This is a genomic window from Streptomyces sp. NPDC060000 (assembly GCF_042737375.1).
Taxonomy (GTDB): Bacteria; Actinomycetota; Actinomycetes; order Streptomycetales; family Streptomycetaceae; genus Streptomyces.
The window spans coordinates 1-23,269 of sequence record NZ_JBHWUU010000015.1 but is presented as its reverse complement, the minus strand read 5'-3'; the positions used below and the strand labels follow the sequence as shown (position 1 = coordinate 23,269).

Genomic DNA, 23,269 nt, shown 5'->3' with positions numbered 1-23,269 from the left:
CGTACGTCAGTTCCACATCGGCGGTGCACTTCGGCGAACAGCTCCTGTGTGGCAGACGGCCCGGGAGGCGTCCGGAAGACGACGCCCTCGATCAGGGGTGTGCGCCGGGGCCGCTCATCGCGTATTCGCCGCCGGAAACACGAGCACCGGCCCTTGGGGAACTCAACTGCCCCGCATGAGCTTGCCGCGCCCCGCCGTCGGAGAAGGAAACGGGAAACAGCTTCGATCGCCTTGTCCGTCCGGGAGTTGGTGCCGCACTCTTCCGTGCAGCACCGCCTCAGCCCGGACGACCGGGTTTGGGAGGTTCCCGTGCCACAACCGTCCACCCCGTTCGGCGAGGAACTGAGGAAGCAGCGTCTGGAGGCCGGACTGAGCCTTACAGACCTGTCCGGTCTCGTGCACTACAGCAAGGCGCAGCTCAGCAAGGTCGAGCGGGGCATCAAGGCACCCAGCCGTGATCTCGCGCGGCTGTGCGACGCCGCACTCGGTGCCGACGGGGCACTGATCGCCCTGAGCACCCCTACCGCTGTCGACTCACCTGCCGTGTCGGTGCCAGGCCGGGTCGAGGAGGAGAACTGGATGATGCAGTTGTCACCGGACGGCCCGAACTCGTTCGGGCCCGTGGGCCGGCGTGAGGTGATGAATGCCGGTGTCGCCTCGCTGATGACCTGGAGGTCGGACGGATCGGGTCCGGCTTCCCCGGCCGCCGGCGCCGGCATGCTGGAAGCCTCACGCTCCCTGTTCACGCACTACCGCAGACTCGGTCAGTCCGTGGAACCCGGCCTGCTCCTGCCCGTTCTGATCGCGCAGACACACACGTTGCGGGAGCTGGCGGCGCAGAGCGGCAGCGGCACCAGGCACCGCCTGCTGGCGCTCGGTTCCCGGTACGCCGAGTACGTGGGCTGGCTGGTGCAGGAGACCGGGGACGAGCGTGCGGCGCTGTGGTGGACACAGCGTGCGGTCGACCTGGCCGCCGCCGGCGGTGATCAGGCACTGGCCGGTTATGCGCTGGTGCGCAGGGCGTTGGTCACGCTGTACCGGGAGGACGCCGAGCAGACGATCGCGCTGGCCCGCCGGGCGCAGAGCGGCATGCTGCCATCACGGATCCGCGGTCTCGCCGCACAGCGCGAAGCGCAGGGTCATGCCCTCGCCGGTGATGTCGGCGCCTGTCTACGTGCCCTGGACCGGGCTCGTACTCTGCTCGCCCACCGGAACGACGGCGCCGACGGCGCCGACGGCCCGGTGATCGGTTCTATGCACCTTCCCGATTCGGTCGGCATGGTCACCGGCTGGTGCCTCGTCGATCTCGGGCGACCGCGCGAGGCGGGCGAGGAACTGGATCGGCAGCTCACTCTGGTCGGCCCCGACGCGGTGCGTACGCAGGTCCGGTACGGCGTACGCCGCGCGCTCGCCCATGCCTCCGCCGGCGAGATCGACCACGCCTGCGCGCTGACGGAGCCATTGCTCGACGGCGTGACGGCGGTGCGCTCGGCGACCGTCACGACCGATCTCCGACGGCTCGTCCGGGTGTTGGGCCGCTACCCGGACCATCCACCGGTACGCCGGCTGGCACCGCGGCTCGGCACCTTGTCACGCCCGACCACCCCTCTTGAGGAGTCATCGTCATGAGCGAGATTTTCATCAATTACCGCACCGGGGACGGGGAGAAAACCGCGGCCCTACTACGTCAAGGGCTGTCGCACCGCTTCGGCCCGGGACACGCGTTCCACGCGTCACAGTCCATCGTCCCCGGTGAAAGCTGGCCCGAACGGCTACTGGCCGCGGTACGGCGCAGCTCCGTACTCCTGGCCATCATCGGACCGGACTGGACGAACTTCCGTACCCGGCTGGAGGACCCCGAGGACTGGGTGCGCAAGGAGATCGAGGAGGCTTTCACGTGTGAGGTCCCGGTGGTCCCCGTTCTGGACGGACGCAAAACCAGCCGGCTGAGCAAGGCCGATCTCCCGCCCGCGTTGCGACGGCTCGCCGATCTCCAGTCCATCGCGTTCGACTCTGGTGACACCGAGATGTGCGTCGCGCGCATCGGTGATCTGATGGCCGACCTGATTCCCGGCCTTGACGACCAGTCCGGGACCGAGGCGGGGACGCTCGCGCCGGGCAGCGTGACCAATTCCATCGGGACCGTGAGCGGCACAGCCGTACAGAGCCGTGACTTCACCGGTGACGTCGGCACGGTCGTCAAGGGGGCCCACGCTCCTGTCCACACAGGGAACGGCAACATCTACTCGCATTCACGTCATGTCTCGGGCGGTGACGGGATGACGTACTCCGAGGGTGACCACCACGGTGCCGTCCAGCACCGGTTCGGCGAACGGGACGGTCACGAGGACAAGGACCGGTGAACCAGCACACCGGCACCTGGGTCCGGGACTCGGGCGTCACGGTCACGGGCCCTGGCGACGTCTACATCGGAACGCAACTGCAGGACTCGGACAAGCCGGCCTTCCGCCGAATCGCCGAGGACCAACTCCGCCGACTGCGCTACGTACTGGTCGCCCCGCCGCGTATGGGCGAGGCTCGTGCCGTACTCGCCGACACCGGCACCGTCATCCTGGAGGGTGCCCCGGGCAGCGGCCGGTCGGCTGCGGCCCGCGTACTGCTGCACGAACATCACCGGGACAGTGGTGTCTTCCACGAACTCCTGCCCGGTGAGGAGGAGGAGCTCTCCCTCCAGGACCCCGCTCTGGTCGGGACCGGTGATCAGTTGCTGCTGGACCTGGCCGCCGCGGACGACCGCCGCTGGGCAGCGGCCCAGGCCGACCTCCCGGCGCTGCGCAAGGCCGTGCACGAGCAGCGGGCTCATTTGGTCGTGGTCATGCCACACCGTGGTGTTCTCGACCCGGACCTGCAGTACTGTCGCGTGGTACTCGAACGGCCACCCGGTATCGGCGTTCTCCGGCGGCATCTGCGCCTGCACGGTGTGCCGCCTGAGCAATATCTCCGGCCGAACGGCACCGTCACCGGGTTTCTGACGGCGAACAGGCCGATGCGGGAGATCGCGGAATTCGCCGACCTGGTGCGCCGAGCACGCGAGGCCGGTCAGCCCGGGGACGGATTCGGTCAGTGGTGCGAGGCGGCCGGGCGGGCGCGAAACGACGGCCGACGGGAAGCAGCCGCGCTCGTCACCAAGCTGCGGGAGGCGCCGCAACGAGCCCTGCTGATCGCGGTGTCCATGCTGCACGGGGCGCATGCCGATGTCGTTCACCGCGCGGCCGGGCGACTGCTGAGCGCCCTCGGGCCTCCGTCGGAGGGCGACTCGCCGCTGCAGCACCGGGACCTCGCCGAGCGACTCCTCGAGATCTCGGCCACTGCCACCCCCAACGGACAGGTCCGGTTCGAGAGACTGGACTTCGACTCCGCCGTTCGTGCCCATTTTTGGGACCACATGCCCGATCTCCGCCCCCACCTCGGCACTTGGGCGGCGAGTGTGGTGGAGCTGAACGACCCGCACGTCGTCCCCGTCGTACGCGATGGTCTGGTGGAACGAGTGGCCGGTGAATATCTGCGGACCGGACGTGCGGACGGACTGGGGGCTCTCATCGAAGGCTGGAGCACCGGTGGAACGAGCCGCCCTCGCCTGGAAGCGGCCGTTCATGCGCTCACCCGCGGGCTGGCGGACCCGGTGCTCGCCAGGGACTTCCGCGAGCAGATCTACCAGTGGTGCGCCAAACGGCGTCTCAAGGGGGAGCTCGCGCAGGTGCTGGTCCGCGTCTGTGCCGACGTCCTCGCGACCAGTCATCCCGATCAAGCTCTGGTCAGGCTCTACCACCTGGCCCGGCGTGAGCGCGGCACGACGCGTGCCCGACAGGCGCTGTGCGAGCTGGTGGCGCGCAGCCGCAGGCTGCACCGCGTGCTGCTCGACCGTCTCGCCCATTCCGACTTCTCACCCGCCAACCTCGAGATCTTTCTCCAGGCCAGCGATCCCGAACTGTTGACGCAGCGCACCGGCACCTCGCACACGCTCGTCGACGAACAGAGCGCGCAGCGCTCCCTGACAACCTGTTGGCACGCGGTACTGACCGAGCTGCCGCCTCCGAAGTGGCAGGCCGAAGCGCGACGCTGGCTCCACTGGGCGGCCGCCGACACCGGACCGCACGGCGGGCTCCTGCTAGACCTCCTCGTCAGCGCGGCACAGCAGTGCACGGAGAAGCGGGGCGAGGTCTTCGCTCTGCTGTACGCGTGCGCCCGCGACGCCGAACGCACCAGTCCGGGGGATGCGGCGCGGGCCGCGGAGACCAGCGATCTACTGCTCCACAAGATCAGCACGGCTCAAGGCGTCGCTCCGGCCACACCGCCGACGACCTCACCCAGGGGGACTCGACCATGACCACCGCACAGAAGACCACGACCGTCTTCCTCACCGTTCTGAGCAGTCTCCTGCTGAGCATCATCGGTCTGACGCAGCGGTGGCCCGCATGGGCATGGTCACTGCTGGCAGTACTGCTGCTCGTCGTCCCCGCAGCCGTCTTCCGGATCACCGCGATGCGCCGCGGCACGGTACCGGTGGCTTTCGAGGAGCAGTTCACGGCCGCCCCCGTGGAACGCACGGAACACCGCGTCAGCCAGGTTGTGCTGCCCAGCAAGTGGGCCGACTACGACTTCGTCTTCTCCTCGACGGTGCGCTGGTACCTCGTCGACGCTTCCGCGAATGCCCCCGTTCTCAACCCGGCGGGTCTCGCCGTCGACGCGGTCTTGAAGCGGGCCCGCGCCATCACCGAGCAACGAGAACCGGTCCGGGCCTCACTCGTCGAGCAGGAACTGTGCGGCACCCTCAGCCGGATGCTGCCTGAGCCCACCGGGCACCTCCAGGCGATGGCGGAGAACATCCAGCTCGTCCTGGCGCAGCAGGACCAAGAGCGCCTCGACAAGCTCGCCGATGTACGCAAGGACGAGGAGGTCTGGGTGCACCAGCGCAAGTACGAGCAGAGCAGGCGCCGGTACTTGGGCGAGGACGTCCTCAAGGACACCGGCAGCGCCGTGGTCTGGTGGCTCGCCAGGAACGACGAGCACGTGGAACGTACGGTGAACGACCTGGCCCTGCTCGCTCAGCTCACCTCGGCGGCCAATGACACCGACATTCCCGAACGGCTTCAGGATCTGATCTCTCAGCAGGCCGGCGAGCCGACGACGTCGGCCTTTCCCGGGGAGGAGTCTCCCTCAGCGCCGCAGGAACGGGAGACGGCCACGATGCATCTCTCCGCCTTCCTCGACAGCATCGGTTTCACCGACGGAGATGTACGCCGCCCGATGCTCGCCGCACAGATCGCCGGCCTCATCAAGGAGCAGAACCGCCATGAGACCGCCGAGGAGATCCAGCACCGCTTCGATCCGCCGGCGTCCCTCGCTCCGGACGACGACGAGGCACACACCTCCGGCTCACCCCTCGCCTAGGAGAAGACACATGGACAGCGAACTGGCCGTACTCGCGGCGTCGGGCGCCACCACATTGGTCTCCCTCATGGTCACCGACTCCTGGACACACGCCCGGGAACTCGTCGGGCGGTTCCTGACCCGCACAGGCGCGGACCCCGACACGTTCGACGACCTGCAGGACACGAGGACCCGGCTCCTCGCCGCCGACGCCACGGAGCGTGAACGGACCGCCCGCGAGATCAGCCGACGATACGGTGACCGTCTGCGCCGACTCGCGGACGCCGACGACGGCAGCGACGCGGCCCTGCGCGCTCTGCTGACCTCGTTACTGCAGCTCTCGGCGTCCACGGCAGACAACTGGCGCACGGTGGACAACCGCATCAGCGGAGGAGTCCAGCACGGTCCCGTTGTCCAGTCGGGCACCGTTGCTGGGCTGACCTTCCACGTGGATCACGTCGATCGCGCGGATCGCCAATGACGCCACCGCAAGGAGGGCCCGGCGCGCTCCTGTGCGCGGTCACCCGTTCCTGCCCCGGCTCGAGTTGGCTGCCCCGAGGCAGCCGCGCCGCGTGGCTACGCGCGCCCGGTGGTCACGGCACCCCGGAACCCATCCGGCGAGGTCGTCGACATCGCGTCGAGCGACGAAGCGGGGACCGGCATGAGGTGTGCGTCGACCCAGGTGTCCCCATCGCCACGTTGGCGCAGGGGGCGTCGATCACCTCGGCGCCCGGGTACGTGACGCCGTGGCACAGCACTCAGTGCGGAACGTCGAAGCCTTTGGTTGGCACAGCCCGACACTCCCGAACCAGCCAATGCGGCCGCGTGGGATGACGGCCGAACAGCGCGTGAGGGCAGAGCACGCGCGTGCCTTGCCCTCACGTCGTCGAACGTCAGAAAACGGGGAACCAGGCCGCCAGGCGCTTGGCGATGACCGGGACATCGATGTTGTCCTGCGCGACTTCTTCGACGAACGGGCCGGCAATGGCGACGGGCGGTGGGACGGTACTGGCACTGACGCCGTTGAACCGCAGGAAGACACGCATGGCGAGCCAGGCGGTGCGCTTGTTGCCGTCGATCAGCGCGTGATTGCGGGCGACGGAGTGCAGCAGTGCCGCCGCCTTCTCGTGCAGCGTGGGATACAGCTCGGCTCCGAACACGTTCGTCCGGGGGCGCTCGATCGCTGACACCAGAAGGCCCATGTCACGCACGCTGTGCTCCGTACCGTTGACCGTGCGGGCGATGGCCAGGATCTCGTCGAGCTGGATGTAGCGAACGTCCGTCACTTCAGGTAGTCCAGGATCTCCGCGTCGCTGTCCATGAGCTCGGCCAAGACGTCGTCGACCTTCAGCTCGGCCCGGTTCTGGGCGTCGCGGATGGCCTCAATGGCAAGTTCCTGCTTGCTGCGGCCCTCCCGACGAGCACGCTCGGTGAGCTTCGCGTCCAGGTCCTCGGGAAGTCGGAGTGTCATCGCCATACCGAGATGATACCAGGCCGGTATCAAGCGGCGCGGTCGGGCCGCGTTCTCGGCTCCGCGGAGGGTGGGACCAGGCGGCCGTGCGCATCGCTACCGCGGAGGCCCAGACCGCCCGATGAGCGAAGTGGTCAGCTGTCGGGTTTCTTCGAGCGCCACGGGGCGGTGGCCTGGGTGGGGCGAGCGCCGGCCTCGATCTGCAGGGCGTACACGGCGTTCGTCACGAGCTCGCGCGCGTATGCGGCGTCCAGTCCGCCAGGGCGGAAGAGGATGCGGTACATGATCGGCGCCACGACACGGTCGATCAGCAGTTCCGTCTCGGGCACCGGCTCCCCCCGCTGCACCGCACGGGCCAACACGGCGTCGATCTGCTCTGCGGCATACGCCGAACACTGACCGGCATTGGTGCCGTCGGGATCGCCGAGCAGGGCGTCCCGGATGTAGGCACGCCCGGTCGGTGAGACCATCTCGTCGAGGAACTGTTCCGCCCACGCGTCGAGATCGGCCCGCAGGCTTCCGAGATCGGCCGGATCCGTTTCCGGACGCAGTCGTTCGACGGCCACGTCGGACAGGAGTTCCTGCAGGTCGCCCCAACGACGGTAGATCGTGGAGGGGGTCACGCCCGCCCGAGTGGCCACCATCGGGACCGTGAGCGCGTCGCGGCCCACCTCCCCTACCAGTTCACGTACCGCCGCATGGACGGACTCCTGTACGCGTGCGCTGCGCCCGCCGGGGCGGGCCATGGGCTTGGGACTCATGACCTCCACCTTAATGCGAATTTGTTGCTTCTAGGCGGTGGCCTGCGGCGGCGACCCGCAGGGCTACGTATCCGGGCGCCCGAGCACGGCGGACGCCCTGCGGCGACGCAACCGCATGCCGGTCGGAACGTCCGCCTTCCCTCAGGCAGCGAGGGGAGCAAGCCGCCCCGCGCCGGCCACCGACTCCTCGTAGACCCGGCCCACACGGAGCACCGTCGCGTCGTGGAAGGGGCGCGCCATCAGCTGCATACCGATCGGCAGTCCGGCGCGGTCGTGACCGACCGGCAGGGTGAGGGCCGGGACGCCGGTGATGTTGGCGGGGGCACAGAGGCGGACGTAGCTGTCCGACACGGCCTCGGTCGTGCCATCGGCCCACTCGACGGCTTTCTGCCCCGCCTCGGCGGCGGTCATCGGCACCGTCGGCGCGGCGAGGACGTCGATTCCGTCGAACATGCGAGCCCAGGCGTCTCGCATCATGGTGCGGGCCCGCTGGGCGCGGAGGTAGTCGCCCGCAGAGGTGAGTTCGCCGGCCTCCAGCAGGATGCGAACGTCCGCCGCGTACAGGTCGGGGGTGGCCCGCAGCGACTGCTCGTGGTACGCGGTGGCCTCGGGAACCATCAGCCCCCACTGAACGGCCTGGATGTAGCGCGCCATCGGGATCTCGACGTCGACGAGCTCCGCCCCCAGCTCCGCCAGCCGCTCGATCGCGCCGCGTACGGACTCCTCGACCTCGGGCGTGACCCGGTCGAAGTAGTGGTTCCGCGGTACGCCGACCTTCAGTCCTCGTAGGTCGCCTCCCGGGAAGCGGTCCAGCATGGGGCCAAACACGCTCGCAGGGTCGCGCGGGTCGTGGCCGGCGGTCACCGACAGCACCAGCGCGACGTCCTGGACGGTGCGGGTGAGAGGGCCCACATGGTCCAGGGACCAGGACAGCGAGGTCACGCCCGTGCGTGGGACCAGGCCGTAGGTCGGCTTGAGGCCCACGACGCCGTTCAGGGCCGCGGGGACCCGGATGGAACCGCCCGTGTCCGTGCCCATGGCGAACGTCGCCCCGCCGGCGGCGACAGCTACCGCCGAGCCGCCGCTCGACCCACCCGCGACCCGGCTGTGGTCCCAGGCGTTGTTCGTCTGCGGAGTGGTCAGGCCGTAGGCGAACTCGTGCGTGTGCGTCTTGCCCAGGAGGACGGCCCCGGCGGCGCCGAGCCGTTCGGCCACTCGACTGTCGCGTTCCGCCACGTGCCCTGCCCGGACGTGCGAACTCGCCGTGGTGGGTATCCCCTCTGCGTCGATCAGATCCTTGAGCGCCATGGGGATCCCGTGCAGCGGCCCGCGTGGTCCGCTTCCGGAGATCTCCCGTTCGGCGCGGACCGCTGCGGCCAGGGCCGCGTCGGCGGCGAAGGTGACGTAGGCGCCCAGCCGTCCTTCGACGGCGGCAATACGGGCGAGCACCGATTCGGTGAGTTCGACGGGGGACAGCTCCCGTGCGCGCACCGCACGGGAGGCTTCGATCAGCGACAGCTCAAACGGTTGCATCGGCGTTCCCCTGTCCGGCTCGGTAGGCGGACGCGGGAGGGGTCTCGCCGAAATCGAGCTCGCGCAACGTGCTGATCACGGAGTGGATGTAGTTGGCCGTCACGGCCACTTCTTCATGTCGGCCGTCTGCGAGGGGGAGCCCCGCCCGCAGCGCCCCTCGGGCTGCCTCTTGGGGGGTGAGTTCGCTGGTCATGGCTTTCCTTCCGGATCCGTGCGGCGCGACGGGCCGGGGCTTGTACAGGACCTCCGACCACCGTAAACGCGAATCATTTGCTTTAGTCGATCGTAGGACCTACGGTGCCTTAAAGCAAACCAATCGCTTTAGTACAGGGAAGGAATCTCATGCAGAGCGTCCCCGCGGGCCTCACTCCTCCCCGCACCTCCCCATCCGGACGCCTGCCGTTCGCATTGCACACCTCGATCCTCATCGCGCTGCTCGCCGCATCCAGCGCGCCGACCCCGCTGTACCCCCACTACCAGGCTCAGTGGCAGTTGTCGGCCCTCGACATCACGGTGGTCTTCAGCGCCTACGCCCTGGCACTCCTGATCGCACTGCTGACGAGCGGAACCCTTTCCGACCATGTCGGACGCCGCCCCGTGCTCCTGGGCGCGCTCGCGGTCCAGGTCGCCTCCATGGCACTGTTCGCGACGGCCGACGGCCTGACCACCCTGATCGGCGCCCGCGTGCTGCAGGGCATCGCGACCGGCGCGGCGACCAGCGCAGCAGGCGCGGCTCTCCTCGACCTGGAAGACCCCGCCCGGCCGGGGCGCCCCGCTCTGGCCAACAGCATCGCGCCGGTGACGGGCATGGCGGCCGGCGTCCTGGCAGCCACCCTCATGGTGCGCTTCGCCCCCGTCCCGGCGATCACGGTGTACGCGGCCCTGATCGCCGTGTTCGCCGCGCAGGCCGTCGCCCTGGTCTCGACGTCCGAGACCGTCCGCCGCCGTCCCGGAGCACTGCGCTCGACGCGGCCCCACCTGGCGCTGCCGTCGGCGGCCGCCCACGCTCTCCTGCTCAACGGCGCCGGCGTCGTCGCCGTCTGGGCACTCGGCGGCTTCTACTCGTCCCTGGGGCCGGGCTTCACACGGCTCATCTCCCCCGACGGACCCGAATACGCCGGCGGCCTGGTCTTCTTCACGCTGACGGCCGTCGCCGCCCCGACGGTGTACTTCACGCGCAGGATGCGTGCCGACGTCTCCGCTCTTCTTGGGAGCTGCGCGGTGATTCCGGCGGCCGTCCTCACCCTGGGCGCCCTCTATCTCGCCGACCCCGTACTTGTCTTCACCGGGGCGGCGCTGGCCGGGTTCGGCTTCGGAGCTGTCTCCCAGGGTGCGCTGCGCGCGGTCGTCGACTCGGTACCGGCCCGGGAGAAGGGCGGCACGCTCGCCTCCTATTACGTACTCAGCTACTTGGCGATGAGTCTGCCCGCCATCGGCGCCGGCGCCCTCACCGCCGGCTTCGGACTGCGTGCGGCAGCACTGGCCCATGCCGGCTGCGTGGCCGTACTGGCGACCGTCGCAGTCGCGACGCTGACCGCGCCGCTGCGCAGTAGGCGCCGGACACCGTCTGAGGACGCCCACTCCCGCCCGGCAACGAGCAACCACACATCCGTCTCACGGGACATCCCCGCTCCAGACATCTCCGTCCTCGCGACCCATGACAGGTAAGGAAGGTCTTCGTGTTCACCTCATCGCAAACGACCAAGTCCACTACTCCCCCCGCCTCTTCCTGGACGGTGGGCAACCACACCGTACGACGCATCGACGAAGTGGCCCTGCCCGCCCAGACCGGTCCGTGGCTGCTGCCCGGGGCAACCACCGACCTCGTGAGCCGGACTCCCTGGCTGAGCCCCGAATTCGCCGACGAACAAGGCGTCCTGCGCCTGGCGAGTCACAGCTTCGCCGTCGAGGTGGACGGCATGCGGGTGCTGGTGGACACCGGCATCGGAAACGGGAAGCGGCGCTCCAACCCCGCCTGGCACAACCTGAACAGCGACTACGAAGCACGGCTACGGGCGGCGGGCTTCGCGCCGGAGAGCGTTGACGTCGTGGTCCTGACCCACCTCCACGCCGACCACGTGGGGTGGAACACGCGTGCCGAGGGCGACGCCTGGGTGCCCACCTTCCCGAACGCGCGCTATCTCACCTCACGCACCGAGTGGGACTACTGGGCGGGGGTCGACATGGAGGAGGCGCGTCGGCAGATGTTCCGGGACTCGGTCCATCCCGTCTGGAAAGCAGGCCTGTTCGACCTCATCGATGTCGCGGACGAGGGCACGGACGTCGCGCCGGGCATCCGTCTGCTGCCGACCCCCGGCCACACACCGGGGCAGGTAGCGGTGGAACTGAGCAGTCGTGGCGAGACCGCACTGGTCACCGGCGACAGCATCCACCACCCGGTCCAGATGGCGCATCCGGAGCTCTGCAGCTGTGTGGACGTCGCTCCCGAACTCGCGGCCAGGACCCGGAACCAGGTGCTCGGCTCACTGGCCGGTACGTCAACTCTCCTGCTGGGGAGCCACTTCCCGCCGCCGACTGCCGGACACGTGCGACGCGAGGACGGCGGGTACCGACTGGCCCCGGCTCCCTCAGGGGTCACGCCCATCGGCGGCTGAAGCGGATCGGAGCACCCGGGACGGCCGCGCACGAGTCGCGCCGAGTCCGTGCGGGTGACGTCCCGGGCGTCCGCGACCGGGCGGCCGGGAGTGGCCATGAGACTCCTCCGGCACGCGCTCCGTCGTCACCGATGGGGGCCGGAAGACGTGACGACCGATCACCGGCTTGCGCCCTTTGCGTAAGCCGGCTGTCGGCTGTCCCTCGTGGGCGACAGTCACGCCGACGCGTCGCGAACAAGGGCAACCTGCCGGCCCCACTCGCCCCTGGCGGGCCAAGCAACGCGACCCTGCTTCAGTCTCACGAACCGAGCGTCATTCAGGGCGCTGTCACGGTCGGCTCCCTCGCCGAGGAGGTAACGCTGATCGGCGTCGGCGAGTGCCGCGATCAGATGCTCCGTGCTCGCCCGCACCCGCTCGCGGGTGGCAGGACGCATCGTGCGGGTGCCGTGCCGGGCCTGACCGCGCACCCTGGTACTGCAACGGATCTGACCGACAGTCACGACAAGCACCGTTGCAGTACCAAGTCATACGTTCATGCGGTCAAGGCCGGATCCCTTGCGCGGAGGTCCGACCTCCGGCCTGTCCGGAACCACGTGACGTCCGAAATCGACCTAGAGGTAGGGAGTTACGGGCGTAGCCTCGTACGGCTCCGCCGCGAGGGAGCGCTACGGAGGTCAGTGCACGTGGAAATCGCCCTGGAGGTCGGCGGTACCGCCGAAGACGCCTACGACCTGCGGCAGTGGCTGCGCGGCGACCCCGAGCTGCGGCCGGCCGTCGTCCGGCTCGTCCCCGCGTCGCTGGCGCCCGGATCGATGGGCGCGTTCGGCGCGGTCATCGAGCTGCTGCTCCAGCCCGGCGGCCTGACCGTGACGCTGGCGGCCGGCGTGGTGGCCTGGCTGCAGACCCGGTGCGGCACCCAGACCGTGACGATCACCAAGCCGGACGGCACTCAGGTCGTCGTCACCTCCCAGGGCGTGCGCGGCCTCACGCCGGAGAGCAGCGGAGAGCTGGCGCTGGAGGTGGCGCGGGCCCTGGAGGAGCCGGCGCGGCAGACCTCGGTTCCCGAGAACCCCTGAGCCGTGACGGAGAGATGGGGGGATCTCGCCGGACCTGACTGCCGCGCCGTCGTCGTCGGCACCGGACGGCAGGGCGCGGGCGAGCACTGCGGCCCGGGCGGCGGCGTGCGGCTCGCCGACCTGCCGAGCGCCGCGCACACGGCGCGGGAGCTGGCCCGGGTGCTGCGCGAGCGGTGTGGGATGGCGGCGGGCCGGGTCACCGAGCTCATCGACCCAGCCGGCCCGACGGAGGTGCCCGCCGCGCTCCGCGACGCCGTCGAGGCGGCGGCGGGCGGCGTGGTGCTGTTCTGCTTCACCGGGCACGGCCGGCTCGGCCCGGGCGGGCAGCTCTATCTGACCACCGCGGCCACGGTGCGGCCCGACGACACGGTCACCGCCGTGCCGTACGCCGAGGTGCGCAATCTGCTCGGCGACGCACCCGCCCGCGCGGTCGTCGTCCTCGACTGCTGCTTCTCCGGCCGGGTCGCGGCCGCCCCGAGCGACGCCCACCGCGACCCGTACGCGACCGCCCGCCCTCCCGGCAGCTTCCTGCTCGCCTCGGCGACCGGCTACGCCGCCTCCTTCGCGCCCGTGGACCAGCCGTACACCCTCTTCGGCGGCGAGCTGGTGCGGCTCCTGGCGGACGGCGACCCGAGCGGGCCGCGCTGGCTGACCCTGCTCGACGTCTACCGGATCCTCGACCGGCGCTTCCAGGGCGGCCCCGCCCGCCCGTACGCGGAGGGCGTGGGCCGGGCCGCGGATCTCGTCGTGGCGCGGAACGTGTGCTCTCCGGCGCCCCCGGAGGAAGTCGACGTGCCCGCGGGCGGCGGCCCCTGCCCGTACCCCGGCATGCGCCCGTTCCTGCCCGAGCAGCGCCATCTCTTCTTCGGGCGCGAGGAGCTGGCCCGCGAGCTGCTCGACCGGGTGACGCACGGCGACGGGCCGGTGGTGCTCGTCGGCGCGTCCGGGGCGGGGAAGTCCTCGCTGCTGCGGGCCGGGCTCGTCGCCGGACTCGAGGAGCGGGGCACGGGACGGGTGCTGCTGGTCGACGGGCCGGGCGCGCGGCCCTTCCGTACCCTGGTCGAGCGCTGGGCGCGGGCGGTGGACCGGTCCTTCGAGGAGGTCGAACGGGAGGTGGGCGCCGGGTGGTTCGGGACCGGCCGGCCCGAGGTCCTGGTGATCGACCAGCTGGAGGAGCTCTTCACCGACTGCGCGGACCCGGAGGAGCGGGAGCTGTTCGTCCGGGCCGTCTCCGGCGCCGGAGCGGCGACCGGGCCGCGGATCGTCCTCGGTCTGCGCGCCGACTTCTACGGGCCCTTCATGCGCGACGCGCGGCTCGCCCGCATGCTCCGGACCGGACAGTTCACCGTCCCCGCCATGTCCGCCGAGGAGCTGCTCGCCGCGATCGAACGGCCCGCCGCGCACGCCGGCCTGCGCCTGGAGGACGGGCTCTCCGGCCATCTGCTGTACGAGCTGCGCCAGGAGGCGCCCGGCGGCGAAGCCGACTCCGTCGCGCTGCCATTCCTCGCCCACGCCCTCCAGCAGACCTGGGCCCGGCGCCGCGGCACCCAGCTCACCTTCGCCGGGTACGAGGCGGTCGGCGGGATCCGCGGCTCGGTCGCCCGGGTCGCCGACGAACTGCACGACGCGCTGGACCCGGCGGGCCGCGCACGGCTGCGTGAACTCCTGCTGCGCATGGTGACGTTGGTCGACACCGAGGGCCGGGCGGCCCGCCGCCGCCTCCCGGTCCCGGAGGCGGAGGGCGAGGCCGAGCGGGAGGACCGCGAGCTGCTCGACCGGCTCGCCGACGCCCGCCTGGTCGTCCTCGACCGGGGCGAGGCCCAGCTGTGCCACGACTCGCTGCTCCACGGCTGGCCCCGGCTGCACGACTGGATCCGCGACGACCGGGTGCGGCTGCTCGTCCTGCGCCGGGTGGGCGACGCGGCCGACAGCTGGGCAGAGGCGGACCGCGGGAAGAGCGCCCTGTACCGCGGCGACCAGCTGGCCGCGGCGCGGCAGGAACTCAGGGGCGAGGGTCCCGAACTCCGGCCCGTGGAGCGGGACTTCCTCGCCGCCAGCGACCGGGCCGAGCGCCGCACCCGCCGGATCCGCACCGGCGTCGGGGCGGTCGTGGCCACGCTCGCCGTCCTCGCCTCCTTGCTCGCGGTGCGGGCCGACCACGCCCAGCGCGACGCCGAGGCCCGCGAGAGCGTCGCCGTCGCCGAGCAGCTGGCCGCGCAGGCCGACACCATGCGCGAGCGCGACCCGCAGACCGCGCTGCGCCTGAGCCTCGCCGCGTACAGGACCGCCGACACCGGCGCCACCCGCTCCAGCCTCTACGCCGCCTACCTCTCCCGGCCACAGGTCGACCTGCGCGGTGACGTCCGACAGCCGGTGGTTGTTCTGGCGTACGGGCCCGGGTGGCCGCGTCCTCGCCACCGGCCAGCGCACCGGCGTCGTCCGCCTCTGGGATCTGAGCCGACCGAACGCGCCGGTGCGCGGCGCCGCCCTGGGGCAACTGCACGGCACCGCGCCCCTCGCCTTCTCCCCGCGCTCCCCGCTGCTCGCCGCGTTGAGCACGGACGCGCTGACGCTATGGGACGCGGCCGATCCCCTACACCCGAAGCGGCTCGGGGGCCTGAAGCTCGCCAAGGACCAGTCGTACAGCCTCGCCTTCAGCCCGGACGGGCGGACGCTGGCGGCGGGCGGGGAGAACGGGCGGCTGCGGCTGTGGGACGTCTCCGTGCCGTCCGCTCCGCGCCCGCTGTACGACAGGAAAGTCGCCCGGGCCCACCTGATGGCCGTGGCGTTCAACCGTGACGGGCGTTTCCTCGCCACCGGCAACGGCGTGAGCGAGGACGCCTCCGGCAAAGAGCGCCCGGCCGAGGTGCGGCTGTGGGACGTCCGCGATCCGGCCCGCCCCGCTCTCCTCACCACCGCCACGGCCGACTCGGTGATGGCGCTGGCCTTCCATCCGAAGCGGGACACGCTCGTGGCGACCGGCGGCGAGAGCGCGATGGCCTGGTGGACGCTTCGGGACGGCGGACGGCGGCTCGCCCGGATCAGACCGACGGACTCGTTCGGGAACACATGGGGTTACGGCGACAACCTGCCCTCGCTCGGCTTCAGCCCCGACGGCTCCGCCCTCGCCGCCGCAGACGGCGCCCGGCCGGGCGGGGCCGCCGTCCGGAGGGTCGCCGAACGCGACGGACCGGAGCTGCTGTCCTCGGTGAACGAGCGCGGCTCGGCGCCGAGCGGCGAGCCCGCGCAGGCCGTGGCCTGGAGCCCCGACGGGGCCTACCTCGCGGTGGGCGACGTCGGCGGCAACGTACGCCTCTGGCCCGAGCACACGCCCGGCCTCGCCCTCCGGGGAACCCTCGCCGACGGGGCCCCGGGGGCCTATCCGTACACGCGGGACGGCCGGTTCGTCCTCACCGGCGAGGCGGTCGTCGGCTCCCTGCAGAGCGTGCCGCGGGTCTGGGACATGAGCGGAGCGGACACCGTGCGCGGGCGGTCGCCGAAGCTGCGGTTCACCGTGCCCAGGTTGTGGGAGGCGCAGTACTTCCTGCCCGGCCGCGACCGGCCGGTGCTGCTCGCGCACCGCTGGACCGAGAGCACCGACGAGCACGCCTTCCGGATCTGGGACCTCGGCGGCGACGGGCCGCCGGTGGCGGGCGCCGAGATCCCGGTGCGCTCGCCCAACGTGCGCACCGCCATCTCGAAGGACGGCCGGCTGCTGGTCGTCGGGACCTCGTCGGATCCGACGGCCGCGATCTGGGACCTGAGCGACCCGCTCCGGCCGGTGCGGCGCGCGGTGATCCCGGCGACATCCTCGGCCGAGCCCGAGAGCATGGTCTTCATGGGCCCGAGAGCGCTCGCGACCGTGGAGGCCGAGGGCCGCGGCCGGGGCCTCGACCTGCGCCTGTGGGACCTGAGCGACCCCGCGCACCCGTTCCGCGTACCCGAGCCGCTGAAGGGCGCGGCGACCGCCCGGGCGCCCTTCGTCCACTCCCTGCGGCTGCTGCTCACCGACGGCAACGCCCAGACCGCAAGGCTGTACGACCTGCGGGACATTCGGCACCCGAAGTCCGTGGGGACGCTGCCGGCCGCCTCGGGCGGCTACACCCCGGTCGGCGGCAGTCTGCTCGCGACGACCCTCCAGGACGGCACCGTACGGTTCTACGACATCCGCGACCCGCGCCACCCGGTGCTCCGGCACGCCCAGCGCCTCGACCGGGAGGTCACCGCCATCACGCCCGACCTCGACGGCGGCCGCGTGCTCACCGCCGAGCCGTACCGCGTCTGGGACGTCGCCGCGGACGGCAGCTGGCGCATGCCGGCCTTCGCCACCCTTCAGGGCGTGCGGAGCGTGGACCTGCTGCCGGGGCGGACGCCGTTCATGACGGTGGTGGCGGACGCCCGGTCGAGCGACCGCGGCCCGGAGTACACGTACCTCCTCGACCGCGATCCGCGGAAGGTCTACGACCGCCTCTGCGCGACCCACCCGCTGGGCGTCGAACCGGACCAGTGGAAGGCCCTCATCCCACAGCTCGACTACCGCCCCTCCTGCTGACGAGGCTCACGCGAAACCGAGGGAGCGGCGGTGGGAACGAGTGCACCCCCGAGCGCGACATGGCCGAGCCTCGCTGACATCCGCCGACACCGGCCGCCCCGCCGACGGCCTCCAGGCCGACGCCGATCCCCCACGGGCCCTGACACTCCATCAGCGCGAGCGTCACAGAAGCGTCAGAGCTGCCCTGTGCGGCACCGGCCACGCACGGGGCCACCAGACGCCCGCCGTCCCGGCAACGGACGAAACCGCAGGTCAAAAACGTCCGACCGGCCTGTGCTGTGCTCTACCCCATGCACTTCGGGAAACAGGTCGAGCGCCACCGGCCACGCCTGAGAAACCCAAGAAATCCGCAGGTCAGTGCCCCTTTGTGACCGGCTCCAGAATCGCCACGCACTCCACATGGTGCGTCATCGGGAACAGGTCGAACGCCCGCAGCGTCCGCACCCGGTACCCCCCGTCCCGGAAGTACCCCAGGTCCCGTGCCAGCGCCGCCGGATCGCACGCCACGTACGCGATCTTCCGCGCCCCCAGCGAGACCATGTGCTCGACCGTCTTCTTGCCGGCACCCGCGCGCGGCGGATCCAGGACGATCAGGTCGACCTCGCTGATACCGGTGCGCGGCAGCACCGCCTCCACCTTGCCCTGTTCGATCCGCACCCGCTCGAACCCGGCGAGGTTGTGCCGGGCGTCCTCGACGGCGCGCTTGCCGGACTCGATGCCGAGGACCGCGCCCTTGTCGCCGAGGCGGTCCGCGAGGGCGCCCGCGAAGAGGCCGACGCCGCAGTACAGGTCGAGCGCCATGTCGCCCTTGCGCGGCAGCAGGCCCTGCATGACCGCCTTGACGAGGGTGTCGGCGGCCTGCGGGTGGACCTGCCAGAAGCCGCCGCTGCCGACGCGGTACGTCCGGCCGTCGGCACGCTCGCGCACGAACGCGCGGCCGTGGACGCGGTGGATGCCGCCGTCGTGCTCCTCGACGCGCATGACGGAGACGGGCCGGTCGAGCTCGACGAGGGGAAGCCGGGCGCCGGGCCGGGGTTCGAGGATCACCATGCGGTCCTGGGACCCCGTCGCGGCGATCGCGTCGACGGACACCATCCCTGACCAGTCGCGGTCCTCGATGCCCAGCTCGCTGACGCCCGGCGCCGCGATCATGCAGTGCTCGATCGGCTCGACCTCGTGCGAGCGGTGGCGCCGCAGGCCGGCGTTGCCGTCGGCGTCCACCGCGTACTGGACGCGGGTGCGCCAAGCGGGCACCTGGCCGGGCGGCAGCTTGTCTCCCTCGGCCGGCATCACGGTGCCGTCCCAGCCGGCTTCCTCGGGCGTGAGGCCCGCGAGCCGCAGCAGCTGCTCCGCGACGACCTCGCCCTTGAGGCGGCGCTGGGCGCCCGGTTTGGCGTGCTGCCAGTCGCAGCCGCCGCAGCGGCCGGGGCCGGCGTACGGACAGGGTGCCTCGACCCGGTCCTTGGACGCCTCCAGCACCCGCACCGCGTCCGCGCGCAGATACCGGGCCCCCTCCTCGCCCTCGGTCACCCGGGCCACGACGCGCTCACCGGGCAGCGTGTGCCGGACGAACAGCACCTGGCCGGCTTCCGTACGGGCGATGCAGTGGCCGCCGTGGGCGACGGGGCCGATCTCGACCTCGTACTCCTGCCCGACGAGCGACACCGCCTGCGACTTCTTCGGTTCTGCCTGCATGGCGGGGTGACTCCACAACGTCGAACGAGGAACGGCCGGACAACAGCCCACCAGTCTACGTGGCTGCCGTCCGGCCGTTCACCATGCGCCCGGGAGGAGCGAGGCTTCGCCCGGGCGAAGCGAGCGTCAGCTCTTCGCGTCCGGCCCCGAGGAGCCCGGGGCCTTGCCGGATCCCGCGGCCTTTCCGGAACCCGACGCCTCCCCGGAACCCGACGAGGTCGCCGCACCACCCGACGAGGCACCCGCGCCGCCCGGTGACGTGCCCGCGCCCGACGCCTCCTTCGGCCGCCCCTCCTGCAACGGACCGCGCCGCACCGCGCCCGGGGCGTTCCACTCCTGGCGCTTGCGGGCCCGCTTCTTCGCCGCCTCGGAGGACTGGAGCTGGTACGGGACGGACGTGACCATGACGCCCGGCGTGAACAGCAGCCGGCCCTTGAGCCGCAGGGCGCTCTGGTTGTGCAGCAGGTGCTCGTACCAGTGGCCGACCACGTACTCGGGGATGATCACCGAGACCGCGTCGCGCGGCGACTCCTGGCGCAGGCTCTTGACGTACTCGATGACCGGCCGCGTGACCTCGCGGTAGGGCGAGTCCAGGACCTTCAGCGGCACGTCGATCCCGCGCCGTTCCCATTCGTCGCGCAGCGCCTTCGTCTCGGCCGGGTCGACGTTGACGGTGAGCGCCTCGAGGGTGTCGGAGCGCATCAGCTTGGCGTAGGCGAGGGCGCGCAGCGTCGGGCGGTGGATCTTGGAGATCAGCAGCACCGAGTGGACGCGCGAGGGCCGGACGGTGTCGTCGCTGGGGCCGTCGGGAGCGGCGATCTCCTCGGACACGCCGTCGTAGTGACGGCGGATCGCGGTCATCGTCCCGTAGAAGATCACCATGCCGAGCAGGGCGACCCACGCGCCGTGCGTGAACTTGGTACCCAGGACGACGACCAGGACCAGGCCCGTGAAGAACGCGCCGAAGGTGTTGATCGCGCGGGAGCGGACCATGTGGCGGCGCTTGGCCAGGTCGGTCTCGGTCGCCAGCAGACGGTTCCAGTGCCGGACCATGCCGGTCTGGCTGAGCGTGAACGACACGAACACGCCGACGATGTACAGCTGGATCAGTCGCGTGGAGTCGGCGCCGTAGATGACGACCAGCAGCATGGCCGCGCCGGCGAGCAGCACGATGCCGTTCGAGAAGGCGAGGCGGTCGCCGCGGGTGTGCAGCTGGCGGGGCAGGTAGCGGTCCTGGGCGAGGATCGAGCCGAGCACCGGGAAGCCGTTGTAGGCGGTGTTCGCCGCCAGGAACAGCACCAGGGCCGTGGCCGCTGCGAGCACGATGAACAGGAAGCTGCCCTTGCCGAACACGGCCTCGGCGACCTGGGTGATCACCGGGTTCTGGACGTATCCGGAGCCGACCGCGGCGCCGTCGTTGAGCAGGTCGGTGGCCGGGTTCTCGGCCATCCGGACCTTGGTGACCAGGGCCAGCACGATGATGCCGCAGAACATGGTGACGGCCAGCAGGCCCATGGCCGCGAGCGTGCTCGCCGCGTTCTTCGACTTGGGCTTGCGGAAGGCGGGGACGCCGTTGGAGATCGCCTCCACGCCGGTGAGCGCCGCACAGCCGGAGGAGAAGGCGCGCAGCAGCAGGAAGACCAGGGCGAAACCGGCCAGGCCCTGGTGCTCGGCCTTGATCGTGTACTCGGCGGTCGGCGCCCGCATGGTGTCGTCGAGCACCAGCCCGCGGAAGGCGCCCCAGGCGATCATGATGAAGACGCCCGCGACGAAGACGTAGGTCGGGATGGCGAAGAGCTTGCCGGACTCCTTGACGCCGCGCAGGTTCATCAGCGTCAGCAGCACGATCACGGCGACCGCGCAGGCCACCTTGTGTTCGACGACGAACGGGATCGCGGAGCCGAGGTTCTCGATGCCGGAGGCGATGGAGACGGCGACGGTCAGGACGTAGTCGACGAGCAGCGCGCTCGCGACGGTCAGGCCGGCCTTGGGGCCGAGGTTGGTGGTGGCCACCTCGTAGTCGCCACCACCGCTGGGGTAGGCGTGGACGTTCTGCCGGTAGGAGGCGACCACCGTGAACATCAGCACGACGACCGCGAGGGCGATCCACGGGCTGAAGTGGTAGGCCGACACGCCCGCGATGGACAGGACCAGCAGTACCTCCCCGGGCGCGTAGGCCACGGAGGACAGCGGGTCGGAAGCGAATACGGGTAGGGCGATGCGCTTCGGCAGGAGCGTTTCCCCGAGCCGATCACTGCGCAGTGCGCGCCCGATCAGAATTCGTTTGGGCACGTCGGTCAGTTTGGACACAACAGAGGATCGTAGGCCTTCGAACACCGGGCCGCCCACCCTCCCCCACCCTCAGCCGGGTTACGGTGTGCCGCGTCTGCCTCCCGGGTGAAATCGGCCAGGCCCGCGCTGCGGATTCCGCGGCCCCGCCGATCTCCGTGCCTATATGACAATCCCCGCCCGCTGCCGCCCCTCGGAGGGTCCATGCACACGACCGCGGAGATCATCGGCGCCGCCGGCACCCTCGTCGGCCTCGGAATCCTTACCTTCCTCAGTCTTTGGAGCATCAGCCGCCGCTGATCCAGCGAAGCCTGCAAGGGGGTGCCCTGCGCCGACCGCGCGTGTGAAGCTTGGTCGGCGGTCTGAGACCCTGTTCAGAGCCAGGCCAGAATCTTTTATTGACTTCTTGTACTTCTTGACCTCGGAAGGACGGTCGTGCACATCGTCATCATGGGCTGCGGCAGAGTGGGTTCCGCTCTCGCGCAGACCCTGGAGCAACAGGGGCACACGGTCGCCGTGATCGACCAGGACCCCACCGCCTTCCGACGGCTGGGCTCCGGTTTCGGTGGTCGGCGGGTCACCGGAGTCGGCTTCGACCAGGACACCCTGCGCGAGGCGGGCATCGAGGAGGCCGGCGCCTTCGCCGCCGTGTCCAGCGGCGACAACTCCAACATCATCGCCGCCCGCGTGGCCCGCGAGATGTTCGGCATCGAGAACGTCGCCGCCCGCATCTACGACCCCCGCCGCGCCGAGGTCTACCAGCGCCTGGGCATCCCCACCGTCGCCACCGTCCGCTGGACGGCCGACCAGATGCTGCGCCGTCTGCTTCCCTCGGGTGCCGAGCCGCTGTGGCGCGACCCCACGGGGGGCGTCCAGCTCGCCGAGGTGCACGCCGCCCCGTCCTGGGTCGGTCACAAGATCAGCAGGCTTCAGGAGGAGACGGGCGTCCGCGTGGCGTTCCTCACCCGCCTCGGCGAGGCGTTCCTGCCCACCTCGCAGACGGTGCTCCAGGAAGGCGATCTCGTGCACGTGATGCTGCGCAGCGACGAGGTCGAGAAGGTCGAGGCCTCGTTCGCCGAGGGCCCCAAGGAGGACGGTCACTGATGAGGGTCGCCATTGCCGGAGCCGGCGCCGTCGGCCGCTCGATCGCGGGCGAACTGCTGGAGAACGGCCACGAGGTGCTGCTCGTGGACAAGGCGCCGACCGCGATCTCGGTCGAGCGCGTCCCCCAGGCGGAGTGGCTGCTGGCCGACGCCTGCGAGATCACCTCCCTCGACGAGGCAGCCCTCCAGCGTTGCAACGTCGCGATCGCCGCGACCGGCGACGACAAGGTCAACCTGGTCGTGTCACTGCTGGCCAAGACGGAGTACGGCGTTCCGCGCGTCGTCGCCCGGGTGAACAACCCGAAGAACGAGTGGCTGTTCAACGAGTCCTGGGGCGTGGACGTGGCCGTCTCGACCCCGCGGCTGATGTCGGCGCTGGTCGAGGAGGCGGTGAGCGTCGGCGACCTGGTCCGGCTGCTCCGCTTCAGCCACGGCGACGCCAACCTCGTCGAACTGACCCTCCCCGAGGAGTCGGCCCTGGCCGGCACCCAGGTCGGCGACGTGGAATGGCCGGAGGACACCTCGCTGGTCACCATCATCCGCGGCACCCGGGTCCTCACCCCGACCCGCGAGGACTCCCTCGAGGCGGGCGACGAACTGCTCTTCGTGGCCGCCCAGGCAAGAGAGGAACAACTGGAGGACCTCCTGTCGGTCCGCAAGGAGGACACCTCCGGCTGACCTTCGGTCCGAGGAACACGACGACACGACGATGGGGGGCGCCCGGGGTATTCCGGGCGCCCCCCATCGCCCAATGAGTGGCGTCCGCCTCCCATGCGGGGGGCG

18 protein-coding genes and 3 pseudogenes are annotated in these 23,269 nt (G+C 71.0%); 13 read left to right on the top strand and 8 right to left on the bottom strand.

Going from position 1 to position 23,269, the window contains the following annotated elements:
- Positions 1-309: 309 nt before the first annotated feature.
- From ACFWBB_RS10750 to ACFWBB_RS10730, 5 genes are read left to right on the top strand one after another with little or no spacing between them, the layout of a single operon-like run.
- Positions 310-1,629, top strand: a complete 1,320-nt coding sequence (locus tag ACFWBB_RS10750) for a helix-turn-helix domain-containing protein (RefSeq protein WP_385269313.1) — start codon at positions 310-312, stop codon at positions 1,627-1,629.
- Positions 1,626-2,363, top strand: a complete 738-nt coding sequence (locus ACFWBB_RS10745; RefSeq protein WP_385269311.1) for a toll/interleukin-1 receptor domain-containing protein — start codon at positions 1,626-1,628, stop codon at positions 2,361-2,363. Before ACFWBB_RS10750 ends, ACFWBB_RS10745 begins: the two co-directional genes overlap by 4 nt.
- Positions 2,360-4,348 carry a hypothetical protein gene (locus tag ACFWBB_RS10740; protein WP_385269309.1) on the top strand — a complete coding sequence of 663 codons (1,989 nt, stop codon included), beginning with the start codon at positions 2,360-2,362 and terminating at the stop codon, positions 4,346-4,348. The genes ACFWBB_RS10745 and ACFWBB_RS10740 overlap by 4 nt, the downstream gene beginning before the upstream one ends.
- On the top strand, positions 4,345-5,412 hold the full coding sequence (locus tag ACFWBB_RS10735; RefSeq protein ID WP_385269307.1) for a hypothetical protein: 1,068 nt from the start codon (positions 4,345-4,347) through the stop codon (positions 5,410-5,412). Before ACFWBB_RS10740 ends, ACFWBB_RS10735 begins: the two co-directional genes overlap by 4 nt.
- 10 nt (positions 5,413-5,422) lie before the next feature.
- On the top strand, positions 5,423-5,872 hold the full coding sequence (locus tag ACFWBB_RS10730) for a hypothetical protein (RefSeq protein ID WP_385269305.1): 450 nt from the start codon (positions 5,423-5,425) through the stop codon (positions 5,870-5,872).
- Between the two features lie 95 nt (positions 5,873-5,967).
- Here ACFWBB_RS10730 and ACFWBB_RS10725 read toward each other — a convergent pair.
- From ACFWBB_RS10725 to ACFWBB_RS10700, 6 genes and pseudogenes are all read right to left on the bottom strand, one after another.
- Positions 5,968-6,173: pseudogene (locus ACFWBB_RS10725) on the bottom strand (peptidase C39 family protein); the annotation flags it as partial.
- 111 nt (positions 6,174-6,284) lie between these two features.
- On the bottom strand, positions 6,285-6,677 hold the full coding sequence (locus ACFWBB_RS10720) for a type II toxin-antitoxin system death-on-curing family toxin (RefSeq protein ID WP_385269303.1): 393 nt from the start codon (positions 6,675-6,677) through the stop codon (positions 6,285-6,287).
- Positions 6,674-6,868 (bottom strand): ribbon-helix-helix protein, CopG family, encoded by a 195-nt coding sequence (locus ACFWBB_RS10715; RefSeq protein WP_180329038.1) that lies wholly within the window; start codon positions 6,866-6,868, stop codon positions 6,674-6,676. Before ACFWBB_RS10715 ends, ACFWBB_RS10720 begins: the two co-directional genes overlap by 4 nt.
- A 128-nt stretch (positions 6,869-6,996) precedes the next feature.
- Entirely contained in the window at positions 6,997-7,623 is a 627-nt protein-coding gene (locus tag ACFWBB_RS10710; RefSeq protein ID WP_385269300.1) for a TetR/AcrR family transcriptional regulator, read from the bottom strand.
- 141 nt (positions 7,624-7,764) lie between these two features.
- A complete protein-coding gene (locus tag ACFWBB_RS10705; protein ID WP_385269298.1) occupies positions 7,765-9,156 on the bottom strand; it encodes an amidase in 1,392 nt (463 codons plus the stop codon).
- The gene (locus ACFWBB_RS10700; RefSeq protein ID WP_385269296.1) at positions 9,143-9,349 is read right to left on the bottom strand and encodes a hypothetical protein; all 207 of its coding nucleotides are present in this window, start codon (positions 9,347-9,349) and stop codon (positions 9,143-9,145) included. Before ACFWBB_RS10700 ends, ACFWBB_RS10705 begins: the two co-directional genes overlap by 14 nt.
- A gap of 149 nt (positions 9,350-9,498) precedes the next feature.
- Between ACFWBB_RS10700 and ACFWBB_RS10695 the strand changes: the two genes are divergently transcribed.
- The 6 genes and pseudogenes from ACFWBB_RS10695 to ACFWBB_RS10670 all read left to right on the top strand — a co-directional run bounded on the left by ACFWBB_RS10695 (position 9,499) and on the right by ACFWBB_RS10670 (position 17,399).
- The gene (locus ACFWBB_RS10695) at positions 9,499-10,824 is read left to right on the top strand and encodes an MFS transporter (RefSeq protein WP_385269294.1); all 1,326 of its coding nucleotides are present in this window, start codon (positions 9,499-9,501) and stop codon (positions 10,822-10,824) included.
- A gap of 11 nt (positions 10,825-10,835) precedes the next feature.
- Positions 10,836-11,771 carry an MBL fold metallo-hydrolase gene (locus ACFWBB_RS10690; RefSeq protein ID WP_385269292.1) on the top strand — a complete coding sequence of 312 codons (936 nt, stop codon included), beginning with the start codon at positions 10,836-10,838 and terminating at the stop codon, positions 11,769-11,771.
- A gap of 683 nt (positions 11,772-12,454) precedes the next feature.
- Positions 12,455-12,847 carry a hypothetical protein gene (locus ACFWBB_RS10685; protein WP_385269290.1) on the top strand — a complete coding sequence of 131 codons (393 nt, stop codon included), beginning with the start codon at positions 12,455-12,457 and terminating at the stop codon, positions 12,845-12,847.
- 3 nt (positions 12,848-12,850) lie between these two features.
- A pseudogene (locus tag ACFWBB_RS10680) lies at positions 12,851-14,788 on the top strand (caspase family protein); the annotation flags it as partial.
- 415 nt (positions 14,789-15,203) lie between these two features.
- Positions 15,204-15,530 (top strand): annotated as a pseudogene (locus tag ACFWBB_RS10675) (WD40 repeat domain-containing protein); the annotation flags it as partial.
- A gap of 39 nt (positions 15,531-15,569) precedes the next feature.
- On the top strand, positions 15,570-17,399 hold the full coding sequence (locus ACFWBB_RS10670; RefSeq protein WP_385269462.1) for a WD40 repeat domain-containing protein: 1,830 nt from the start codon (positions 15,570-15,572) through the stop codon (positions 17,397-17,399).
- 354 nt (positions 17,400-17,753) lie between these two features.
- On the opposite strand, the gene ACFWBB_RS10665 is transcribed toward ACFWBB_RS10670, so the two are convergent.
- Together ACFWBB_RS10665 and ACFWBB_RS10660 are read right to left on the bottom strand one after the other, a co-directional pair.
- Positions 17,754-19,094: a class I SAM-dependent RNA methyltransferase gene (locus ACFWBB_RS10665; protein ID WP_385269288.1), complete on the bottom strand. Its 1,341-nt coding sequence runs from the start codon at positions 19,092-19,094 to the stop codon at positions 17,754-17,756.
- Between the two features lie 126 nt (positions 19,095-19,220).
- Positions 19,221-21,404, bottom strand: coding sequence for an APC family permease (locus tag ACFWBB_RS10660; protein WP_385269286.1), 2,184 nt, complete (start codon positions 21,402-21,404; stop codon positions 19,221-19,223).
- Positions 21,405-21,818: 414 nt separating this feature from the next.
- Here ACFWBB_RS10660 and ACFWBB_RS10655 point away from each other — a divergent pair, with 414 nt between their 5' ends.
- Positions 21,819-22,487: a potassium channel family protein gene (locus tag ACFWBB_RS10655; RefSeq protein ID WP_385269284.1), complete on the top strand. Its 669-nt coding sequence runs from the start codon at positions 21,819-21,821 to the stop codon at positions 22,485-22,487.
- Positions 22,487-23,164: a potassium channel family protein gene (locus ACFWBB_RS10650; protein WP_385269282.1), complete on the top strand. Its 678-nt coding sequence runs from the start codon at positions 22,487-22,489 to the stop codon at positions 23,162-23,164. The genes ACFWBB_RS10655 and ACFWBB_RS10650 overlap by 1 nt, the downstream gene beginning before the upstream one ends.
- The last annotated feature ends 105 nt before the right edge of the window (positions 23,165-23,269 follow it).

Excerpts from the sequence above, each read along its gene's own strand:
- ACFWBB_RS10695 (WP_385269294.1), top strand. The coding sequence starts at position 9,499 with ATGCAGAGCGTCCCCGCGGGCCTCACTCCTCCCCGCACCTCCCCATCC.
- ACFWBB_RS10715 (WP_180329038.1), bottom strand. The coding sequence starts at position 6,868 with ATGGCGATGACACTCCGACTTCCCGAGGACCTGGACGCGAAGCTCACC.
- ACFWBB_RS10745 (WP_385269311.1), top strand. The coding sequence starts at position 1,626 with ATGAGCGAGATTTTCATCAATTACCGCACCGGGGACGGGGAGAAAACC.
- ACFWBB_RS10700 (WP_385269296.1), bottom strand. The coding sequence starts at position 9,349 with ATGACCAGCGAACTCACCCCCCAAGAGGCAGCCCGAGGGGCGCTGCGG.
- ACFWBB_RS10735 (WP_385269307.1), top strand. The coding sequence starts at position 4,345 with ATGACCACCGCACAGAAGACCACGACCGTCTTCCTCACCGTTCTGAGC.
- ACFWBB_RS10710 (WP_385269300.1), bottom strand. The coding sequence starts at position 7,623 with ATGAGTCCCAAGCCCATGGCCCGCCCCGGCGGGCGCAGCGCACGCGTA.
- ACFWBB_RS10730 (WP_385269305.1), top strand. The coding sequence starts at position 5,423 with ATGGACAGCGAACTGGCCGTACTCGCGGCGTCGGGCGCCACCACATTG.
- ACFWBB_RS10650 (WP_385269282.1), top strand. The coding sequence starts at position 22,487 with ATGAGGGTCGCCATTGCCGGAGCCGGCGCCGTCGGCCGCTCGATCGCG.
- ACFWBB_RS10665 (WP_385269288.1), bottom strand. The coding sequence starts at position 19,094 with ATGCAGGCAGAACCGAAGAAGTCGCAGGCGGTGTCGCTCGTCGGGCAG.
- ACFWBB_RS10705 (WP_385269298.1), bottom strand. The coding sequence starts at position 9,156 with ATGCAACCGTTTGAGCTGTCGCTGATCGAAGCCTCCCGTGCGGTGCGC.